This is a genomic window from Pseudomonas alkylphenolica (assembly GCF_000746525.1).
Lineage (GTDB): Bacteria > Pseudomonadota > Gammaproteobacteria > Pseudomonadales > Pseudomonadaceae > Aquipseudomonas > Aquipseudomonas alkylphenolica.
The window spans coordinates 5,055,178-5,073,316 of record NZ_CP009048.1; the positions used below are offsets into that span (position 1 = coordinate 5,055,178).

Below are 18,139 nucleotides of genomic sequence, written 5' to 3' on the forward strand. Positions count from 1 at the left end.
AGATCAGGCTTGCAGGAAACGCAAAACCGACTCGCAAATCATCTCGCGATGACGCGCCTTGAGCGCCGCATCTTCGAAATCAACCTGGAAGATCTCGCCAAAGGTGTTGCGGTTCGATACCCGGTAGAAGCAGAACGAACTGATCAACAGGTGTACGTCCAGCGCCTCCAGGCCCTGACGGAAGACCCCTTCGGCAGCCCCGCGGCGCAGGATCTCGTCCAGTGCATTGAGCACGGTCTTGTTCATCGAGCGAATCACCGCAGAGCGCTTCACATACTCGCCGTGATGCATGTTCTCGTTGCAGACGATACGCACGAAATCGACGTTGCGATCATGGTGATCGAAGGTGAACTCCACCAGCCGGCGAATGCCCTGACGCGGCTCCAGTTCAGCCAGGTGCAGGCTGCTCTCGGTGTTGCGGATATCACCGTAGAGCTTCTCCAGCACCTCGACGTACAACTGCTCCTTGCTGTTGAAGTAGTAGTAGATCATGCGCTTGGAGGTCTGGGTGCGCTCGGCGATGGCATCGACCCGGGCGCCAGCCAGCCCTTGCTGGACGAACTCGCTGATCGCCGCCTGGAGAATGTTCTCGCGGGTCTTTTCCGGATTGTTCTTGCGCCCCTTGCGCGCCACTGGTTCAGGGGCGGCGCAGAGTGCTGGAGTAGTTGTCATACGGGACTCGTGGCCAACGGTTAACCCGGTGATTATGAGCCCCGGGAGATAAGGAAGAAAGCCTGCCGGCCCCCGCCCTACAAGCGGGCCTGTGCCGGGGCGCCCGCACGGGCCTTGGCCATGGCCGCCAGACGCACGGCGACGTTGGCCGCGCCGTAGCCGCTGTAGCCATTGCGCCGCTGCAAGACCTCGAAGAAAAAGCGCTCCTCGAACGGTTCGGTATACACGTGAAACAGCTCGCCGCCCTGGGCGTCACGGTCATAGAGCACGTTGTAATAAGCCAGCTCACTGAGGAACTCGTCGTCGAAATCAAAGCGCGCAGCCAGGTCGTCGTAGTAGTTGAGCGGGATGTCGAGCAACGCCACACCGGCCTCCTTGGCTTGCTTGACCGCGGCAAAGATGTCGTCGCAGTCGAAGGCGATGTGATGCACACCCGAGCCGCGATAATGCGACAGGGCATGAGCGATGGCGGTGTTGCGGTTTTCCGAGATGTTCAACGGCAGGCGGATCGAGCTGCAACGGCTGCGCAGCGCCCGGCTTTTTACCAGGCCATAAGGATCAGGCAGGACCACTTCGTCATCGGCGGTGAAGTCCAGCAAGCTTTTGTAGAACAGCGCCCAACTGTCCAGGCCATCGGCCGGCAAGGCCAGGGCCATGTGATCGATGCGCTTGAGGCCGAGGCTGTTACCCGAGGCTTGCACCAGGCTGAAATCGGTATCGTAGATGGTCCGCCCTTCGGCGTCCTGATCGACCAGGTAGATCAGACTGCCATCGGGCGCACGCACCGCCGCCAGCTCGCGCTCGTTCGGTCCGACCAGGCCGCGGTAAGGCTGGCCATGAAAGGCCACCGCGCGAGCCAGCGCCTGGGCACTGTCCTTGACCCGGATTGCCGTAGCGCACAAGGACGGGCCATGGCTTTCGAAAAAGTTGTGGGCAAACGAATAAGGCTCGGCGTTGAGGATCAGGTTGATATCGCCCTGGCGCAGCAAACTGACATTCTTCGAGCGGTGGGTACCGGTGCGGGTGAAGCCCAGGCGTTCCAGCCAGTTACCCAGCTTGGCGCCGAGGGCGTCGTCAACGGCAAATTCAAGAAACTCGATACCATCGTAGGCACTGGCTGGCGGTGGCGCGAACAATAGATCGTCCTGCGCTTGCGAAGTCTGCTGTGCAAGGCGCTGGCGGGTCTTCTCCTCCAGATATAGCAGCGAACGCAGACCGTCGGCGGCATTGGCGCGCGGTGGCGCGGCGCGGAAACCATCGTTGAAGATTTCCAGCGACAACGGCCCGCGATAGCCGCTGGCCAGAATCGGTGCCAGAAAGCCCGCCAGATCGAACTCGCCCTGCCCCGGGAAGCAGCGAAAATGCCGGCTCCACTCCAGTACATCCATCGCCAGCAGCGGTGCATCAGCCATCTGCACGAAGAAGATCTTGTCGCCGGGGACCTCGGCGATCGCACTCGGGTCGCCCTTGAGCGACAGGGTATGAAAACTGTCGAGAATCATCCCCAGGCTGGCATGGTCCGCGGCCTTGACGATGTCCCAGACCTGCTGCCAGGTGTTCACATGCCGGCCCCAGGCCAATGCTTCGTAGCCGATGCGCAGATCGCGGGCCCCGGCGCGCTCGGCCAGCAGGCGCAGGTCGTCGACCAGCACCTGGCGCTCGCCCAGTGCATCGGCAGCCACGTTGCTGCATACCAGCACCAGATCGGTTCCCAGCTCCTGCATCAGGTCGAACTTGCGCTCGGCACGGTCCAGGTTGCGCGCCAGCCGCTCACGACGGCAGCCTTCAAAATCGCGAAATGGCTGAAACAAAGTGATTGCCAGGCCCAGGTCGGCACAGCGCTGGCGGATTTCCCGCGGGCTGCCGGCGTAGTAGAGCAAGTCATTTTCGAAGATCTCGACCCCGTCAAAGCCCGCGGCGGCAATGGCGTCGAGTTTTTCAGGCAAGGTACCGCTCAAGGACACGGTGGCAATTGAACGCTGCATTTTTATGGCTCCGATGGGCAGGCAAAACCCGGATGCTGCGAGTATTGGCGTTGCACACTTTTTGCTCAATCAAAAAGGTACTAACTGGTTAGTTTTGTGTTCGATTATCGCCCATAATAGCGTTCTACGAATTGACCCTTTTTTGACCACAGGCGCACCATTTCGACACCGGGCAGTGATGCTCGACGCGCCAAAAGCGCCTCGACCCCTGCCGTTCCAACCGACCGCCGTACACCCCGGCGTCCTTAGCGTTGCGTAACCCAGGCTTGACCCATAAACATAAAAATACGGGTAACCCTCCCATGATCCATTCGCACAGTTCCCGCATGGCCCAGCCGCTGGCCAGCAACCCGCACGCCGGCATCGGCGACAAGATCCGTGGCGCCATGGCGGTCGGCAAGACCCGTTGGGTCATGCTTGCCCTGGTGTTCTTTGCCACCACCCTGAACTACATCGACCGCGCCGCCCTGGGCGTCATGCAGCCGATCCTGGCCAAGGAAATGAACTGGACGGCAATGGATTACGCCAACATCAACTTCTGGTTCCAGGTCGGCTATGCCATCGGCTTCGTCCTCCAGGGCCGGTTGATCGACCGCATCGGCGTCAAGCGCGTGTTCTTCTGCGCCGTGCTGCTCTGGAGCCTGGCCACCGGTGCTCACGGCCTGGCCACTTCGGCGGTGGGCTTCATGGTCTGCCGCTTCATTCTCGGCCTGACCGAAGCCGCCAACTACCCGGCCTGCGTCAAGACCACCCGCCTGTGGTTCCCGGCCGGCGAGCGGGCGGTGGCCACCGGCATCTTCAACGCCGGGACCAACGTCGGGGCGATGTTCACGCCGATGCTGCTGCCACTGATTCTTACCGTCTGGGGCTGGCAGGCTGCGTTCATGGGCATGGGCGCGCTGGGCCTGGTGTGGGTGATTTTCTGGGGCTTGAAGTACTTCAATCCGGAAGACCATCCAAGCGTCAGCAAGGAAGAACTGGCCTACGTACAGGGCGAAAAGGAACCGGAACAGGCGCGTGTGCCCTTTTCGCGCATCCTGCGCATGCGCGGCACCTGGGCCTTCGCCCTGGCCTACTCGATGACCGCACCGGTGTTCTGGTTCTACCTGTACTGGCTGCCGCCGTTCCTCAACCAGCAGTACAACCTGGGCATCAGCGTGACGCAGATGGGTATTCCGCTGATCGTCATCTACATCAGCGCCGACTTCGGCAGTGTTGGCGGCGGCATTCTCTCGTCGTTCCTGATTGGCCGTGGCATGGCGCCGGTCAAGGCTCGCCTGCTGTCGATGCTGCTGTTTGCGATCACCATCATCGGCGTGATCTTCGCCGCCGGCGCCAGCAGCCTGTGGGTTGCGGTTCTGGCCATCTCCCTGGCAATCGCCGCGCACCAGGCCTGGACCGCCAATATCTGGAGCCTGGTGATGGACTACACGCCCAAGCACATGATGAGTACGGTGTTCGGTTTCGGTGGCATGTGCGCGGCCATCGGCGGGATGTTCATGACCCAGTTGGTGGGCTACATCCTGACCACCACCAACAACAACTACACCCTGCTGTTCACCATGATCCCGGCCATGTACTTCATTGCCCTGACCTGGATGTACCTGATGGCCCCGCGCAAAGTGCCGAAGGTCGAAGCCTAAGGCTTGCGCTGCAACCAGGCAGCGCCCAGGCCGCTGAGGCAGATCAGCGCGATACCGACCAGCCCGGCCATGTCCGGGCTGTGTCCGAACAGCACCAGGCCGAGTATCCCGGCGAACACGATCTGGCAGTAACTGAACGGCGCCAGCATGGCCGGTGGCGCGTGGCGGAAAGCCTGGGTCAGGAACAGGTGCGCGGTCATCCCGCAGGTACCGAGCGCCACCGCCATCAATCCGTGGATCAGGCTCGGCGTTTGCCAGAACATCGGCACGATGGCACTCATCACCAGCGTATTGAGCACCCCGGTGAAGAAGTTGCTGGTGGTCGGGCTGTCAATTCCGCTGAGCTTGCGGGTCAGCAACTGGTAGAAACAGAAACACAGCGCCGAACCGAAAGGCAGCAGCACTGCCGGGGTGAACAGGGCGCCGCCGGGATGGACGATCACCGTCACGCCGACGAAACTCACCAGCACCGCCACCCACTGGCCACGGGTCACCTTCTCGCCCAGCAACGGCAAGGACAACGCCGTCACCAGCAAGGGCGCGAGGAAGTTGACTGCGGTCGCTTCGGCAAGCGGGATGTACTGCAAAGCGGTGGTAAACAGCAAGCTGGTGCCCAGCAGACACAATGCGCGCAAGGCCTGCAGCCCCGGCCGCCGCGTGCGTAACACACGCAACCCGGACTGCGGCAGGAAGATCGCCATCATCAACAGGGTGTGCACCAGATAGCGGGCCCAGACCACCCAGAGAATCGGATAGAACCCGGCCAGGTATTTGGACAGGGCGTCATGGCTGGCAAACAGAAACGTCGCCAGCACCACCAGCAGAATCCCTCGCAATGGCTGGCTGGTATCGTTGAGCGTGGTGGCACGCGGCATGGGATCGGCTCGCAGGTCAGTGCTGCAGGAGCAGCAGGCGGGTTTTGTCCAGGGCCATCTGAGCCCGTTGCAGGGCGCTGATACCCTGTTCGTACAATTGCCGGGTGGGAATCTCCAGGCTCAAGGGAATCGACGGCGGCAGACTGCCCAGCAGCCCGGCCAGATCGCAATCACCGTCACCGGGGAAGCGCCGCTCATTGCGCGCCTGACGCAGGATCTCGGCCATGTCGTCAGGACGCGGTCCTGCCACATCGCACAGCTGAGCATAACGCAGGCGTGAAGGGGCGATCTGGCGCAGGTCATCCAGCGACGAGGCCGAACGGTCGAAATGGAAGGCGTCGACCAGTACGCAACCGTTGTCACGCTCAGCCCGCTCGACAATGCGCAGTGCCTGGGTGAGGTTGCTGGCATCGGTCCAGGGCATGAACTCCAGATGCGGGTGCAGCCCGTATTGCGCGGCCAGATCGCACAGTTCGGCGAAGTGCGCGGTCAGGCGTGATTCATCGGGGTCATTGCCGGCCACCAGCAGTTCGCTGGCACCGAACTCGGCGCCGACGGCCAGCAGGGCCTCGAAATCGGCGACACGGGTCTCTGGCTTGAGCCGCAGGATCTCCACGTCCAGCACCTTGATGCCGGTATCGCGCAGGCGTGCGGCAGTCTGGCGGCGCAGCCCGGCATCCGCTACCAGCGGGAAGTGATGCTCCTCAGGCGTGGCCGGTTCCAGGCGCAGGCCGACATGGCTGTAGCCGGCGCGAGCGGCGACTTCGACCATTTCCACAGGTGACAGCTCAAGTACCGTCAGGGCGGCGAGGGACATCACGCGTTGCGTCATAGTTTGTGATCTCGGAAAGTGGGCTTGGAATATTTAGAACCATGTTCCACTTTCAGTGCAAGCAAAAAAACATCACGGGGCAAGCCCGCTCCCACTGTGGGAGCGGGCTTGCCCCGCGATGCCTTTTAAACAAACAACTCAGACGCAGGGCTCGCCGCCGACAACTCCGCCGCTGCCGCCAGCAACACCGGCGCCAGCTCGTGCATGCGCACTTCGCTCATCCGTGCACTGGGCCCGGCCACGCTGAGCACCCCCACCGCATGACCATCGAGCGGATGACGCACCACCGCCGCCAGTGCCGAAGTGCCCACCGCCGAGCTTTCCACCACCCAGGCATAACCGTGCTCACGCGTCAGGCGCAGGCGTTCAAGCAGTTCGGCGTTGGAAGCCGGCGCATTGGGGCCAAAGTCTTCACGCCGGGCAATGCCCTGGCGCTCCACCAGCACCAGCGCCTGGGCATCGCTGAGGCTGGACAGCCAGGCATGCCCGGAAGCGGTGTAGAACAGCGGTGCATCGCGGCCCATATCCGGGTCGTAACGCAGGCCGGAACGGGCGCCCTGGGCTTTGGCGATCCAGGTCTGGCGGTCACCGTCGATCACCCCCAGGCGCACCAGCTCACCGGTCTGTTGCGCCAGCTGATCGAGAATCGGCTGAACGATATCGGCGCCGCTGCTGGCCAGGTAGCGAAAGCCCATGGCCACCAAGCGAGTGCTCAGGTGGTAACGGCTGCTCTCCAGGTTCTGCCGCACATAACCCAGGCGCATCAACTCGGCGAGCATGCGGTGGGTGGCGCTCTTGGGGATATCCAGCTCTTCGGCCAGGGTCTGCAGGGGCAGCCCGCGGGGTTCGCTGGTGAGGCGTTCGAGAAGGCTGAACGCACGTTCGATCTGACTGCCGGCCATGGTCATGGTCCTTGAAAATTTTGCCGATTCTAAAGAGCGCGAGGCAAAGCGCAAAACACTGTCCGATCTTCGCCCACTTTGTCGCCTGGCCGCTTGGCCGGGCAGTGCTTCGAATCATAGAATATGGAATCTTGTTCCAGAATATAACAAAACTCACTGTTCGAGGAGACACTGCCCATGGCTGTCGATACCCCCACGTCTACCCGCGTGGATTGCGATGTACTGGTCATCGGCTCCGGCGCGGCCGGATTGTCTGCGGCGGTAACCGCCGCCTGGCATGGGCAGAAAGTCATCGTGGTGGAAAAGGACCCGGTGTTCGGTGGTGCTACAGCCTGGTCCGGCGGCTGGATGTGGATACCGTGCAATCCACTGGCGCAACGCGCCGGCATCATCGAGGAGCGTGCCCAACCGCGCACCTACCTGGAACACGAACTGGGCGAGCGATTCGACGCGCAAATGATCGACGCTTTTCTTGAAGCGGCGCCGAACATGGTGTCGTTTTTCGAGCGCCATACGGCGCTGCAATTCGCCGACGGCAACGGCATTGCCGACATCCACGGTAATACACCTGGCGCCGGTACCGGTGGACGCTCGGTAATCGCCGCACCCTATGACGGACGCCAGGTCGGCAAACTGCTCAAGCGCCTGCGCAAAACCATGCGCGAAACCTCGTTCATAGGCATGCCGATCATGGCAGGCAAAGATCTGGGCGCCTTCCTGACCCTGACCCGCTCGTGGCGTTCACTGTTGCACGTCAGCAAGCGTTTCAGCCGTCACCTGCTCGACCTCGCCCTGCACGGCCGGGCCATGCAACTGGTCAACGGCGTCGCCCTGGTCGCGCGGCTGGCCAGGTCGGCGGAAGATCTGGGGGTGTTGCTTTGGGAGTCGGCGCCGGCCAAACGGCTGCTTCACCAGCAGGGCCGGGTCTGCGGCGCGGTGATCGACACTGCGCGCGGCCCTGTCAGTATTCATGCGCGCAAGGCCGTGGTTCTCGCCGCCGGCGGTTTTGCCAATGACATCGAACGGCGCAAGGCCCTGTTCCCGCGCACGCCCAGCGGCCATGAACACCTGGCCTTGCCGCCCTTGGGCGCCAACGGTGATGGCCTGCGACTGGGTGAAAGTGTTGGTGGCCAGGTCGCCGATGACCTGCACAGCCCGGTGGCCTGGGCGCCGGTTTCACGGGTGCCGCACAAAGACGGTACTGTCGGCCATTTCCCGCACATCATCGAGCGCGGCAAGCCCGGCATCATCGGCGTACTGGCCAACGGCAAACGCTTCGTCAACGAAGCCGATGGCTACTACGACTACGTCAGCGCCATGGTCGCCCAGGCACCCGGTGAGAAGGTCGAGTCCTGGCTGATTTGCAGCCACGTCTTTCAGCGCCGTTATGGCCTCGGCATGTCCCGCCCCTTTCCGCTGCCGCTGCAGCCATTCATTGCCTCGGGCTACCTGAAAACCGCCAGGACCATCGAAGCGCTGGCGCGCGCCTGTGGCATCGATCCACAAGGTTTGCGCGATACCGTGAATGAGTACAACCACCATGCCCGCCTGGGTGAAGACCCGGCATTCGGCCGCGGCTCGACGCCCTACAACCGCAAACAGGGCGATGCCCTGCACACACCGAATCCGTGCGTGGCGCCGATCGAGCGAGGGCCGTTCTATGCGGTAAAAGTCGAGCCGGGGTGTTTTGGCACCTTTGCCGGACTGCGGACCAATCAGCATGCCCAGGTCCTGGACAGCCAGCGTCAACCCATCGACGGGTTGTATGCAGTGGGAACCGACATGGCCAGCATCATGGGCGGGCACTACCCGGCAGGCGGGATCAATCTGGGGCCTGCGGCGACGTTTGGCTACATCGCCGGGCGGCATATTGCCGGGGTCACCGAGTACGAATGATCGCGGGGCAAGCCCGCTCCCACCGGGAGGGTGCCCCACCTGTGGGAGCGGGCTTGCCCCGCGATAGCACCAGCACAAATCAGAAATCGAAGAACACCGTCTCGCCCTCACCCTGAATGCGGATGTCAAAGCGATACGCCAACTTGCCATCCACCTCACAGCGGGTCGCCACCAGGGTCTCGCGCCGCTGCGGCTGCTCGATCAGGTTAAGCACCGGACACTGGGCGTTGGCCTGGGCCTCGTCATCGAAGTACAGACGCGTCTGCAGATGGATATTGATCCCGCGGGCAAACAGGCTGACGTTGATGTGCGGCGCCATCGGCACGCCAGCTGCATTGCGCACCACACCCGGCTTGACGGTGTGCAGGGTCCACTCACCCGCATCAAAGGTGGTGGCGGTACGGCCGAAGCTGTTGAACGGTTGTTCCAGGTCGAAATCGCCCTGGTACTGACCATTGTGGTCGGCCTGCCAGAACTCCAGGAACGAATCCCTGACCAGATGGCCGTTACCGTCATAAACGTTGCCGAACACCAGGATATGTTCACCCGGCGCATCGGCCCGGGCCATGCGGTTCCAGATCTCCTGGTCGCGGGTCGGGTTGCCGGCGGCCTCCAGGGCCAAACCAATGTGCACATACGGGCCGGCAGTCTGCGAAGGGGTTTCCGGCAGCAGTTCGATAGGCATGGGAAACCTCCTCAGCGGTTTTCGAAGTGGGTCTTGCGCTGGCCGCGCAGGACGATGTCGAAGCGATAGGCCAGGCAATCCATCGGGTTGGCGTTGCTCATGTCCAGCCGCGCGATCAGGCTCTGCACCGCCTCGGGATTGGCGATCGACTTGACGATCGGGCACATCGGGATCAACGGATCACCTTCGAAATACAGCTGGGTGATCAAGCGGGTGGCAATCGACGGGCCGCTGATCGACACATGGATATGCGCCGGACGCCAGTCGTTGGGACCATTGCGCCAAGGGTACGGACCCGGCTTGATGGTGCGGAAGCTGTAGTAACCCTCGCTGTCGGTCAAGGCACGACCAACGCCACCGAAGTTGGGGTCCAGCGGTGCCAGGTAACGGTCGTTCTTGTGACGGTAGCGGCCACCGGCGTTGGCCTGCCAGATTTCCACCAGGGTATGTGGAATCGGTTTGCCGTACTGGTCACAGACACGCCCGGCGAGAATGATCCGCTCGCCAATGGGCAGCCCGCCGTTGTTGAAGTTGAGCAGCAGGTCATGGTCATGCTGGCCGAACTTCAAGTGAGAAAAGTCCGGGCCTGTGCTTTCGCTGATCGACTGCGGAATGCTCACCAGGGCCTGACGCGGCGAACGGGCAATGGAGGTTTTGTAATCCGGAGTAAGGGCCTTCGGGTGCCAGTTGCGATCACGGATAGCGAAGCGACTATTGTCTTGCGCAGACATGCCGTTCTCCTGTCTTGGAATTATTGGAACGCCTGGGCGTGGCAGGCGAGCTTGCAGTTTCCGGCATGTTTGGCCTGAGGAATATTGAAAATAACCCCGCCTTGGATAACCAAATGGTTATGTGTCTTCCAGGAATCTGACAGAGCGACACGCGGTGAACTAATCTTTGTGCTCATGTTTCCAAGCGCGGGAGAGCACTCATGCAATGGCGAAAAGGCAGGCGTAGCGACAATGTGGTCGATGCCCGTGGCGAGGGTGGCGGCGGCATGCGCTTCGGCGGTGGCAAGGGCCTGAGCATCGGTGCGATCCTGCTGATCGTCGGCATCGGCTGGATGACCGGGCAAGACCCGCTACAGATTCTCGGCCAGTTGACCGGACAGATGGGCCAGCAGAGTGCACCGGTCAGTACCGACACCGGCAAGGCACCACCGGCCAATGACGAGCAAGCCGAATTCGTCGCCTCGATCCTCGGTGACACCGAAGACACCTGGCGGGCGATCTTCGCCCAGGCCGGGCGCCAGTACAAAGACCCGACCCTGACCCTGTTCAGCGGCCAGATCAACTCGGCCTGCGGCTTCGCCTCCTCGGCGGTCGGCCCGTTCTACTGCCCGGCCGACCAGAAGGTCTACCTGGATATGAGTTTCTTCCGCGAAATGGAACAGCGCTTCGCGGCTGCCGGCGATTTCGCCCAGGCCTATGTCATCGCCCACGAAGTCGGCCACCATGTGCAGACCCTGCTCGGGGTGTCGGCCAAGGTCCAGGCCGCGCGTCAGCGGGGTGAGCGGATGGAAGGCGATAATGGCCTGCTGGTGCGTCAGGAACTGCAAGCCGATTGCCTGGCCGGCGTCTGGGCGTACCAAGCGCAACAACGCCTGAACTGGCTCGAACCCGGCGATATCGAAGAAGCCCTGAACGCCGCCAACGCCATTGGCGACGACCGCCTGCAACAGAAAGGTCAGGGCCGGGTGGTGCCGGACTCCTTTACCCACGGCACCTCGCAGCAGCGTGTGCGCTGGTTCAAGACCGGCTTTGCCAAGGGCGATATCAACCAATGTGACACCTTCACCAGCCGCGCCCTCTAATCCCCTCCTGTAGATCTGCGGCAGCCCTGAGCCTGCCGCGGAAATACGCCGAAACTACCGTTGAGCATTTTTGCTGAAAAAGCGTTTCAGCTCCGGCGCAAGCCGCCGATATATCCTGCTCAGAAGATCGGCTGGCCTTCAAAAACAACAACCTTCCAGCGATATGGATCAAGAAGCACAACATTCCTGGAGGGATCGTATGAATAGCTGGTTTGCCAACATCAGCGTCAACCTGAAACTCGGCCTGGGCTTCGGCCTGGTGCTGCTGCTAACCAGCCTGCTGGCCCTGACCGGCTGGAACAGCATGGGTGGGCTGATCGACCGCAGTAACTGGATGAGCGACATCACCCAGCTCAACGGTGACCTGACCGATCTGCGCATCACCCGCCTGCAGTACATGCTGACCAACGGCGACGACGCCGCCGCCGGCGCTGTCCAGGTCAAGTTGAATGCCTTCAGTGAACAGCAGCAAAAGCTGCTGAAAAGCTTCAAGAGCCCGGAAAACGTCAAGTTGCTCCAGGAACTGGGCCAGACCATCAGCGCGTATCAGATTTCGATCAACAAGATGCGCGCCGGCTACAAGACCAGCCTGGCCGCGCGCGATGCGATGAACCTGGCCGCTGCACGCGCCATCGACCTGGTCGAGGCGATCAACCGCGACATCCTCGCCCTGCCTGAAGGTGACGCCAGCCGCCTGGAACAATTCCGCACCATCACCCAGGCCAAGGAACAGCTGTTCCAGGTGCGCCTGGCCGTGCGCAGCTATATCGCCGACATCAGCAGCGAAACCGAACAACTGGCGCTGCGCCAGCTCGATGGCGCCCTGGCCGAGATCGCCAGCCTGAACCGCCAGATGCCAAACGAAGCTGCGCGCATCCAGCAGTTCGAAAGCGCAGTACTGGCCTACCGTGACGCCGTGCGTCAGTTCCGCGATGCCACCGCCGATGTTGCCGTCGCTCGCCAGGAAATGACCGTACAAGGCGCCACCATCGTCAAGATCAGTGACGCGCTGTACAAGATCCAGCTCGAACGCCGTGACAACGAAAGTGCCCAGGCCCGTACCCTGCAGCTCACCGCTACGCTGCTGGCGTTGCTGGTCGGTGTGCTGGCCGCAGTGATCATCACCCGCCAGATCACCCGGCCGCTGCGCGAAACCCTGGCCGTGGTGGAAAAGATCGCCGCCGGCGACCTCACCCACAACCTGCGCGTTACCCGTCGCGACGAGCTGGGTGTGCTGCAACAGGGCATTCAGCGCATGGGTTCGACCCTGCGCGATCTGATCAGCGGCATCCGCGATGGCGTCACCCAGATTGCCAGCGCCGCCGAAGAGCTATCGGCCGTGACCGAAGAAACCAGCGCCGGGGTCAACAGCCAGAAAGTCGAGACCGACCAGGTCGCCACCGCCATGCACGAAATGGCCGCCACCGTGCAGGAAGTCGCGCGCAATGCCGAGCACGCTTCGTCTGCGGCAACCGACGCCGATGCGCAAGCACGAGCCGGTGACCAGGTGGTTGCCGAGGCGATCAGCCAGATCGAACGCCTGGCCGAAGAAGTGCACCGCTCCACTGAAGCCATGGGCCTGCTGCAACAGGAAAGCCAGAAGATTGGCAGCGTCATGGACGTGATCAAGTCGGTGGCCGAACAGACCAACCTGCTGGCGCTCAACGCCGCCATCGAGGCAGCTCGTGCTGGTGAAGCCGGACGTGGTTTTGCCGTGGTTGCCGACGAAGTTCGCGGCCTGGCCCAGCGCACGCAGAAGTCCACCGAAGAGATCGAAGAGCTGGTCGCCGGCCTGCAGAGCGGTACCCAGCAGGTGGCCAATGTGATGCTCGGCAGCCGCAACCTGACCGACAGCAGCGTCGAACTGACCCGCAAGGCCGGTGCCTCGCTGGAAAGCATCACCCGCACGGTGTCGAACATCCAGTCGATGAACCAGCAGATCGCCGCGGCAGCCGAGCAGCAGAGTGCGGTAGCCGAACAGATCAGCCGCAGCATCATCAACGTGCGCGATGTGTCGGAACAGACGGCGGCGGCCAGCGATGAAACCGCGGCGTCCAGCGTTGAACTGGCGCGTTTGGGTAATCAGTTGCAGACCATGGTCAGCCACTTCCGCGTGTAAAGCACTACCTCGGTGGGAGCGGGCTTGCCCCGCGATGCGATTTGCCTGACAGATCGCTATCGCGGGGCAAGCCCGCTCCCACCGGGATTAGTTACTTAACGACCTGCCCTACCCCACGCCCACGCGGATCGGAAGCAGTTTCCAGCGCCGTACCACTCACACGGATCGCCTGGATATCGCCCATCTCCCAACCCTGATCTTCCAGGGTGTAGCCCATCTTCTTCAGCTCATCCGCGACCTTGCCGGTCAGCGGTGCATAAGCGTCAAAGTAAATGGTGTCCTTAGGCAGCAACTGGTGATGCACGCGCTGCGCGGCTACAGCTTTTTCCAGCGGCAGGTTGTAGTCATACAGGTTGTTCAGCACCTGGAAGATCGAGGTGAAGATCCGCGAACCGCCCGGTGTGCCCAGTACCAGGGTGACCTGACCATCACGGGTAACCAGCGTCGGCGCCATCGAAGAAAGCATGCGCTTGCCCGGCTCGATGGCGTTGGCATCACCGCCGACTACACCGAAGGCGTTGGCCACACCCGGCTTGGAGCTGAAGTCGTCCATCTCGTCGTTAAGCAGGAAACCTGCACCTTTAACCACCACACCACTGCCGTAGTCCCAGTTCAGGGTGTAAGTGTTGCTGACCGCGTTACCCTGTTTGTCGACGATGGAGAAGTGCGTGGTCTGATGCGGTTCCAGGCCCGGACGGACTTTCTCGGTGTCGGAGATGGCGGTCGGGTTGACCTCCTGTGCACGCTTGGCGATGTAGTCTTTGGCGATCAGCTTATCCACTGGCACCTTGGAAAAATCCGGGTCACCCAGGTAGTCGGCACGGTCAGCGAACACCCGCTTCTCGATTTCCGCCAGCAGGTGAATGTAGCGCGCCGAGTTCTGCTCGACCCCCTTGAAGTCGGCCGCACGGTTTTCCTTGATGCCCAGCAGTTGCGCCAGCGCGACCCCGCCGGAACTTGGCAGCGGCGCGGTATAGACCATATTGCCGCGCCACTCGATGCCCATCGGCTCACGCCATACCGCTTTGTAATCCTTGAGGTCGTCCTTGCTGATCAGGCCATTGTCGGCCTGCATCTGTGCGACCAGCAGCTCGGCGGTCTTGCCCTGGTAGAACTCGCTGACACCTTTGTCGGCAATACGCTCCAGGGTTTGCGCCAGCTCCGGCTGCTTGAAGGTCTCGCCGACTTTCATGGTGCCGAAATAGTCGTTGAAGTTGGTGCTGTCCTTGAACAGGCCCAAAGCATCTTCACGGTATTGATACTGCTTGGCAGCGATCTTGAAACCGTTCTTGGCGTAGCCCACGGCCGGGGTGATCAGCTCAGACCATGGCAGCTTGCCGAACTTCTGATGCGCCTCCCACAAGCCCATCACCGTACCCGGCACGCCAGCGGCGCGGGCACCGACCAGGCTCAGGTTCTCGATGATCTCGCCCTTTTCATCCAGGTACATGTTGCGGCTGGCAGCCTTGGGCGCCACTTCGCGGTAGTCGAGGAAGTAGGGTTTACCATCCATGTACAGGGTCATGAAACCGCCGCCGCCGATGTTGCCGGCTTCGGGGTAGGTCACGGCCAGGGTGAAGGCGGTGGCGACAGCGGCGTCTACCGCGTTACCGCCCTTCTTGAGAACTTCGGCGGCCACCTGTGCACCATATTGATCGGGTGCGGCCACCGCGCCACCGTCCAACGTCACGGCGAAAGCCGATGAACTGGCGAGTATTGCGGCACTCAGGCCCAGGGTTCGGAACATCACAACGCGCATGAAAGCTTCCTTGGTGTTGTTTTCGTTGAACAGCCATTAAGGCTGATGTCAGAAAACTAATCAAACACCGCAGGAAAAATCGCCGCTCGCAGGAAGCTTATGTCGCAGCGAGAGCGATCAGCAGGCGTAGATCGCCAGTTTGTGCTGGATGAAATCGAGGAAGCACTGAATACGCAGGGCCAGCTGCGAGTTGCGGTAATACACCGCGTTGATCGGTTGCCGATAGCCGCTGCTGTGCTCGGGCAAAACCACCTGCAAACGGCCGCTGCGAATATCTTCGTGCGTCATGAAGTGCGACAGACAGGCGATACCCTCGCCGGCCAGGGCCAGCTCGCGCAAGGTTTCACCGCTGGAAGCCGACAGGCTCGGACGAATCAGCAGGCGGTCCCCCTCGACATGGCGCAACGGCCAATGGTTGAGGGTTTCGGTCTGGGTAAAACCGAGCAGCGAATGCGCCTGCAGGTCTTCAACCCGCTCCGGTGTGCCATGGCGCGCCAGGTACTCGGGGCTGGCCAGTACGCTCAGCGGGCTGCAACCGAGGGAGCGGGCATGCAGGCTGGAGTCGGCCAGCTCGCCGATGCGAATGGCGACATCGGTGCTCTGTTCGATCAGGTCGATGATCAGGTCACTGGTGTTGAGCTCCAGCTGGATCTGCGGGTACAACGCGCGGAACTCGCCGACCCAGGGCACGATGGCATGCAGCATGAAGGGCAAGGCGGCATTGATGCGCAGGCGTCCGGAAGGCGTCTGGTGATGCACCGACAGGTGCTCTTCAAGTTCGTCCATCTGTTGCAGGATCGCCTTGGCCCGTTCGAAGAAGAATCGCCCTTCTTCGGTCAAGTCCATGCGCCGGGTAGTACGGTTGATCAGCGTAGTGCCAAGCTTGGCTTCCAGGCGCGACAGGGTCCGGCTGATCGCCGAAGGCGTCTGCCCGCTCTGTTCGGCGGCGGCGGAAATCGAGCCACACTCGATCACCGAGACGAACACCTGTAATTCATCGGACCTGGCTTTCACGGCTGTACCTTGGGGTGAGCAACAGCCGTGATAGATAGCCGCTTGGCGCGGCCAGCGCAAGGTTTCATCAGGCCGGGATCTGGAAAACCCGGGCCAGGTGCTGCTCGTAGGCGGCCACTGCGGCTTCGACGTTCGGGCGCTTCATCACATCCACCGCCAGGTAGGTGGGCAGACCGCTCATGCCAAGGAACTGGTTGGCCTTGTGGAACGGGAAGTACACCGCATCGACACCTTTGCCTTCGAAGAAATCGCTCGGGTCATCAAACGCCTGCTGTGGCGCGTTCCAGGTCAGCGACAGCATGTACTGCTTGCCATGAATCAGACCGCCGCTGCCGTACTTCTGCGAGGCATCGGAACGGGTGCGACCGTCGTTGGCGTACAGGCTACCGTGACCGGCAGTGAAGACTTCATCCAGGTACTGCTTGACGGTCCAGGGTGCGCCCATCCACCAGCCCGGCATCTGATAGATGATCACATCGGCCCAGAGAAACTTCTGCACTTCTTCAGCGTTGTCGTAACCACCGTCGATGTAGGTGGTCTTGATGTCGAAACCGGCGCGGTCGAGGAAGGCCAGGGCGGCCTCGTGCAGGGTCTCGTTCAGGCGGCCATCGGAGTGGGCGAATTTTTTACCGCCGTTGAGCAACAGGACTTTTTTCATCACTTGCCTCATCTGTCGTTCGATCCGCTGCGCTGTCTGCGACGGCCTGGGACCGGTTGAATTTGGATGGCGGCAGATTAGGGGATGCACTGCGCGGGAAAAACCGTCGCCCTGACAAAATACTTTTGACTGAAAAGCACGAATCACATCTACATTATTGAAATAAAATCAGGTCCTCTCCCACCAGAGGTCGACCTCATGAGCGAACCCTACGGCTTCATTCTCAAAGCCAAGACCCGTCCGGAACAAGCCGAAGCCTTCGAAGCCCTGTTCCGCGCCTATGTCGAGCCAAGCCGCGCCGAACCTGGCTGCATCGAATACCACATGCTGCGCGACAAGGAAGATCCAAGCCTGTTCGTGTTCTACGAAATCTGGGCCAGCAAGGCCGCACTGGACGTGCACTCGGCCCTGCCGCACATGCAAGCGTTCTTCGAAAAGCGCATGGACTACCTTGAGCACGACTTCGACATTCAACTGATCGAAATGCTCAGCCCGTCCTCGGCTAGCCGTTGAGCAACAGGTGCACGCCTAGCACTGCCAGGCCGGTAAAAAAGCAGCGCTTGAACAATGCCGCACTGATGCGCTGGCGCAACCACTGGCCGCAAAGCATGCCCAGCAGCGCTGGCGCCAGCACCAGCAGCGACGCGCCCAACGCCTCGGCGCCGAGTGCGTCCTGGCCGGCCAGGCCCATCGCCAGGGCCAGCGTCGAGACGGTGAAGGACAGGCCGAGTGCCTGGACCATCTCGTCGCGGTTCAGGCCCAGCCCCTGCAGGTAGGGCACCGCTGGAATGACAAAGACACCGGTGGCAGCGGTGATCAGACCGGTCAACAGTCCGCAGAGGGGCCCCAACCTGCGCTCCCATGCCAGCGGCACACTGAAACCACGCCCGAACAAACCGTACAGCGCATAGACCAGCAATGCGCCGCCCAGTGCCTGTGCCGCCCACTCGCCGCTGTTGATGCCCAGCCAGGCACTGCCCAGCAGCGTACCGATGAAGATCATCGCCAGCATCGGCCACAGCCGCCGCAACAAGGCCGGCAGATGTCCGCCCGCCGCCAACTGCCAGAGGTTGGTCAGGGTCGAGGGCACGATCAACAGGGCCGCAGCCTGCGCCGGTGACATAGCCAGGCCCAGCAGGCCCATGGCGATGGTCGGCAAGCCCAGGCCAATAACACCTTTCACCGCCCCCGCCAGCAGAAAGGTGAATGCCACCAGCAGGGAAAGCGCTGGACCGATTTCCTGATAAAAACCAAATAGGGTCGTCATGCGCCGATGTTGCCTGCGA

16 protein-coding genes and 1 pseudogene are annotated in these 18,139 nt (G+C 61.9%); 6 read left to right on the forward strand and 11 right to left on the reverse strand.

All coding sequences use genetic code 11. From position 1 onward, the window contains the following. Positions 1–3 precede the first annotated feature (3 nt). Together PSAKL28_RS23250 and quiC are read right to left on the reverse strand one after the other, a co-directional pair. On the reverse strand, positions 4–672 hold the full coding sequence (locus PSAKL28_RS23250) for a TetR/AcrR family transcriptional regulator (protein ID WP_038614903.1): 669 nt from the start codon (positions 670–672) through the stop codon (positions 4–6). Between the two features lie 77 nt (positions 673–749). After that, positions 750–2,657, reverse strand: a complete 1,908-nt coding sequence (gene quiC, locus PSAKL28_RS23255; RefSeq protein ID WP_038614906.1) for a 3-dehydroshikimate dehydratase QuiC — start codon at positions 2,655–2,657, stop codon at positions 750–752. Positions 2,658–2,959: 302 nt separating this feature from the next. Between quiC and PSAKL28_RS23260 the strand changes: the two genes are divergently transcribed. Further along, positions 2,960–4,300, forward strand: a complete 1,341-nt coding sequence (locus PSAKL28_RS23260) for an MFS transporter (protein WP_038614908.1) — start codon at positions 2,960–2,962, stop codon at positions 4,298–4,300. Here PSAKL28_RS23260 and PSAKL28_RS23265 read toward each other — a convergent pair. The 3 genes from PSAKL28_RS23265 to PSAKL28_RS23275 all read right to left on the reverse strand — a co-directional run bounded on the left by PSAKL28_RS23265 (position 4,297) and on the right by PSAKL28_RS23275 (position 6,909). Next, the gene (locus tag PSAKL28_RS23265; RefSeq protein WP_038614910.1) at positions 4,297–5,175 is read right to left on the reverse strand and encodes a DMT family transporter; all 879 of its coding nucleotides are present in this window, start codon (positions 5,173–5,175) and stop codon (positions 4,297–4,299) included. The two genes, PSAKL28_RS23260 and PSAKL28_RS23265, sit on opposite strands and share 4 nt — an antisense overlap. Before the next feature lie 16 nt (positions 5,176–5,191). After that, positions 5,192–6,007 carry a sugar phosphate isomerase/epimerase family protein gene (locus PSAKL28_RS23270; RefSeq protein WP_038614912.1) on the reverse strand — a complete coding sequence of 272 codons (816 nt, stop codon included), beginning with the start codon at positions 6,005–6,007 and terminating at the stop codon, positions 5,192–5,194. A 125-nt stretch (positions 6,008–6,132) separates the two neighbouring features. Then, positions 6,133–6,909 carry an IclR family transcriptional regulator gene (locus PSAKL28_RS23275; protein ID WP_038614914.1) on the reverse strand — a complete coding sequence of 259 codons (777 nt, stop codon included), beginning with the start codon at positions 6,907–6,909 and terminating at the stop codon, positions 6,133–6,135. A 177-nt stretch (positions 6,910–7,086) separates the two neighbouring features. Between PSAKL28_RS23275 and PSAKL28_RS23280 the strand changes: the two genes are divergently transcribed. Then, positions 7,087–8,805, forward strand: coding sequence for an FAD-dependent oxidoreductase (locus PSAKL28_RS23280; protein WP_038614917.1), 1,719 nt, complete (start codon positions 7,087–7,089; stop codon positions 8,803–8,805). Positions 8,806–8,884: 79 nt separating this feature from the next. Here the strand turns inward: PSAKL28_RS23280 and pcaG are convergent, their stop codons facing one another. Together pcaG and pcaH are read right to left on the reverse strand one after the other, a co-directional pair. After that, positions 8,885–9,490 (reverse strand): protocatechuate 3,4-dioxygenase subunit alpha, encoded by a 606-nt coding sequence (pcaG, locus tag PSAKL28_RS23285; protein WP_038614920.1) that lies wholly within the window; start codon positions 9,488–9,490, stop codon positions 8,885–8,887. 11 nt (positions 9,491–9,501) lie between these two features. After that, entirely contained in the window at positions 9,502–10,221 is a 720-nt protein-coding gene (gene pcaH / locus PSAKL28_RS23290; RefSeq protein ID WP_038614923.1) for a protocatechuate 3,4-dioxygenase subunit beta, read from the reverse strand. Positions 10,222–10,421: 200 nt separating this feature from the next. On the opposite strand from pcaH, the gene ypfJ reads away from it, so the two are divergent. The 3 genes and pseudogenes from ypfJ to PSAKL28_RS28745 all read left to right on the forward strand — a co-directional run bounded on the left by ypfJ (position 10,422) and on the right by PSAKL28_RS28745 (position 13,422). Then, entirely contained in the window at positions 10,422–11,303 is an 882-nt protein-coding gene (ypfJ, locus tag PSAKL28_RS23295; RefSeq protein ID WP_038614926.1) for a KPN_02809 family neutral zinc metallopeptidase, read from the forward strand. A 334-nt stretch (positions 11,304–11,637) separates the two neighbouring features. Beyond that, positions 11,638–12,567: pseudogene (locus PSAKL28_RS28740) on the forward strand (methyl-accepting chemotaxis protein); the annotation flags it as partial. Positions 12,568–12,708: 141 nt separating this feature from the next. Beyond that, the gene (locus tag PSAKL28_RS28745) at positions 12,709–13,422 is read left to right on the forward strand and encodes a methyl-accepting chemotaxis protein (RefSeq protein ID WP_442604625.1); all 714 of its coding nucleotides are present in this window, start codon (positions 12,709–12,711) and stop codon (positions 13,420–13,422) included. Between the two features lie 91 nt (positions 13,423–13,513). On the opposite strand, the gene ggt is transcribed toward PSAKL28_RS28745, so the two are convergent. From ggt to mdaB, 3 genes are all read right to left on the reverse strand, one after another. Continuing rightward, entirely contained in the window at positions 13,514–15,181 is a 1,668-nt protein-coding gene (gene ggt / locus PSAKL28_RS23305; protein WP_038614932.1) for a gamma-glutamyltransferase, read from the reverse strand. A gap of 117 nt (positions 15,182–15,298) precedes the next feature. After that, complete coding sequence (locus tag PSAKL28_RS23310) at positions 15,299–16,195, reverse strand: LysR family transcriptional regulator (protein ID WP_038614935.1); 897 nt, start codon at positions 16,193–16,195, stop codon at positions 15,299–15,301. Between the two features lie 67 nt (positions 16,196–16,262). Then, the gene (gene mdaB / locus PSAKL28_RS23315; protein WP_038614936.1) at positions 16,263–16,853 is read right to left on the reverse strand and encodes an NADPH:quinone oxidoreductase MdaB; all 591 of its coding nucleotides are present in this window, start codon (positions 16,851–16,853) and stop codon (positions 16,263–16,265) included. A 198-nt stretch (positions 16,854–17,051) separates the two neighbouring features. On the opposite strand from mdaB, the gene PSAKL28_RS23320 reads away from it, so the two are divergent. After that, positions 17,052–17,366: a putative quinol monooxygenase gene (locus PSAKL28_RS23320; protein WP_038614940.1), complete on the forward strand. Its 315-nt coding sequence runs from the start codon at positions 17,052–17,054 to the stop codon at positions 17,364–17,366. Here PSAKL28_RS23320 and PSAKL28_RS23325 read toward each other — a convergent pair. Then, entirely contained in the window at positions 17,356–18,120 is a 765-nt protein-coding gene (locus tag PSAKL28_RS23325; protein ID WP_038614942.1) for a sulfite exporter TauE/SafE family protein, read from the reverse strand. The genes PSAKL28_RS23320 and PSAKL28_RS23325 overlap by 11 nt on opposite strands. Between the last annotated feature and the right edge of the window lie 19 nt (positions 18,121–18,139).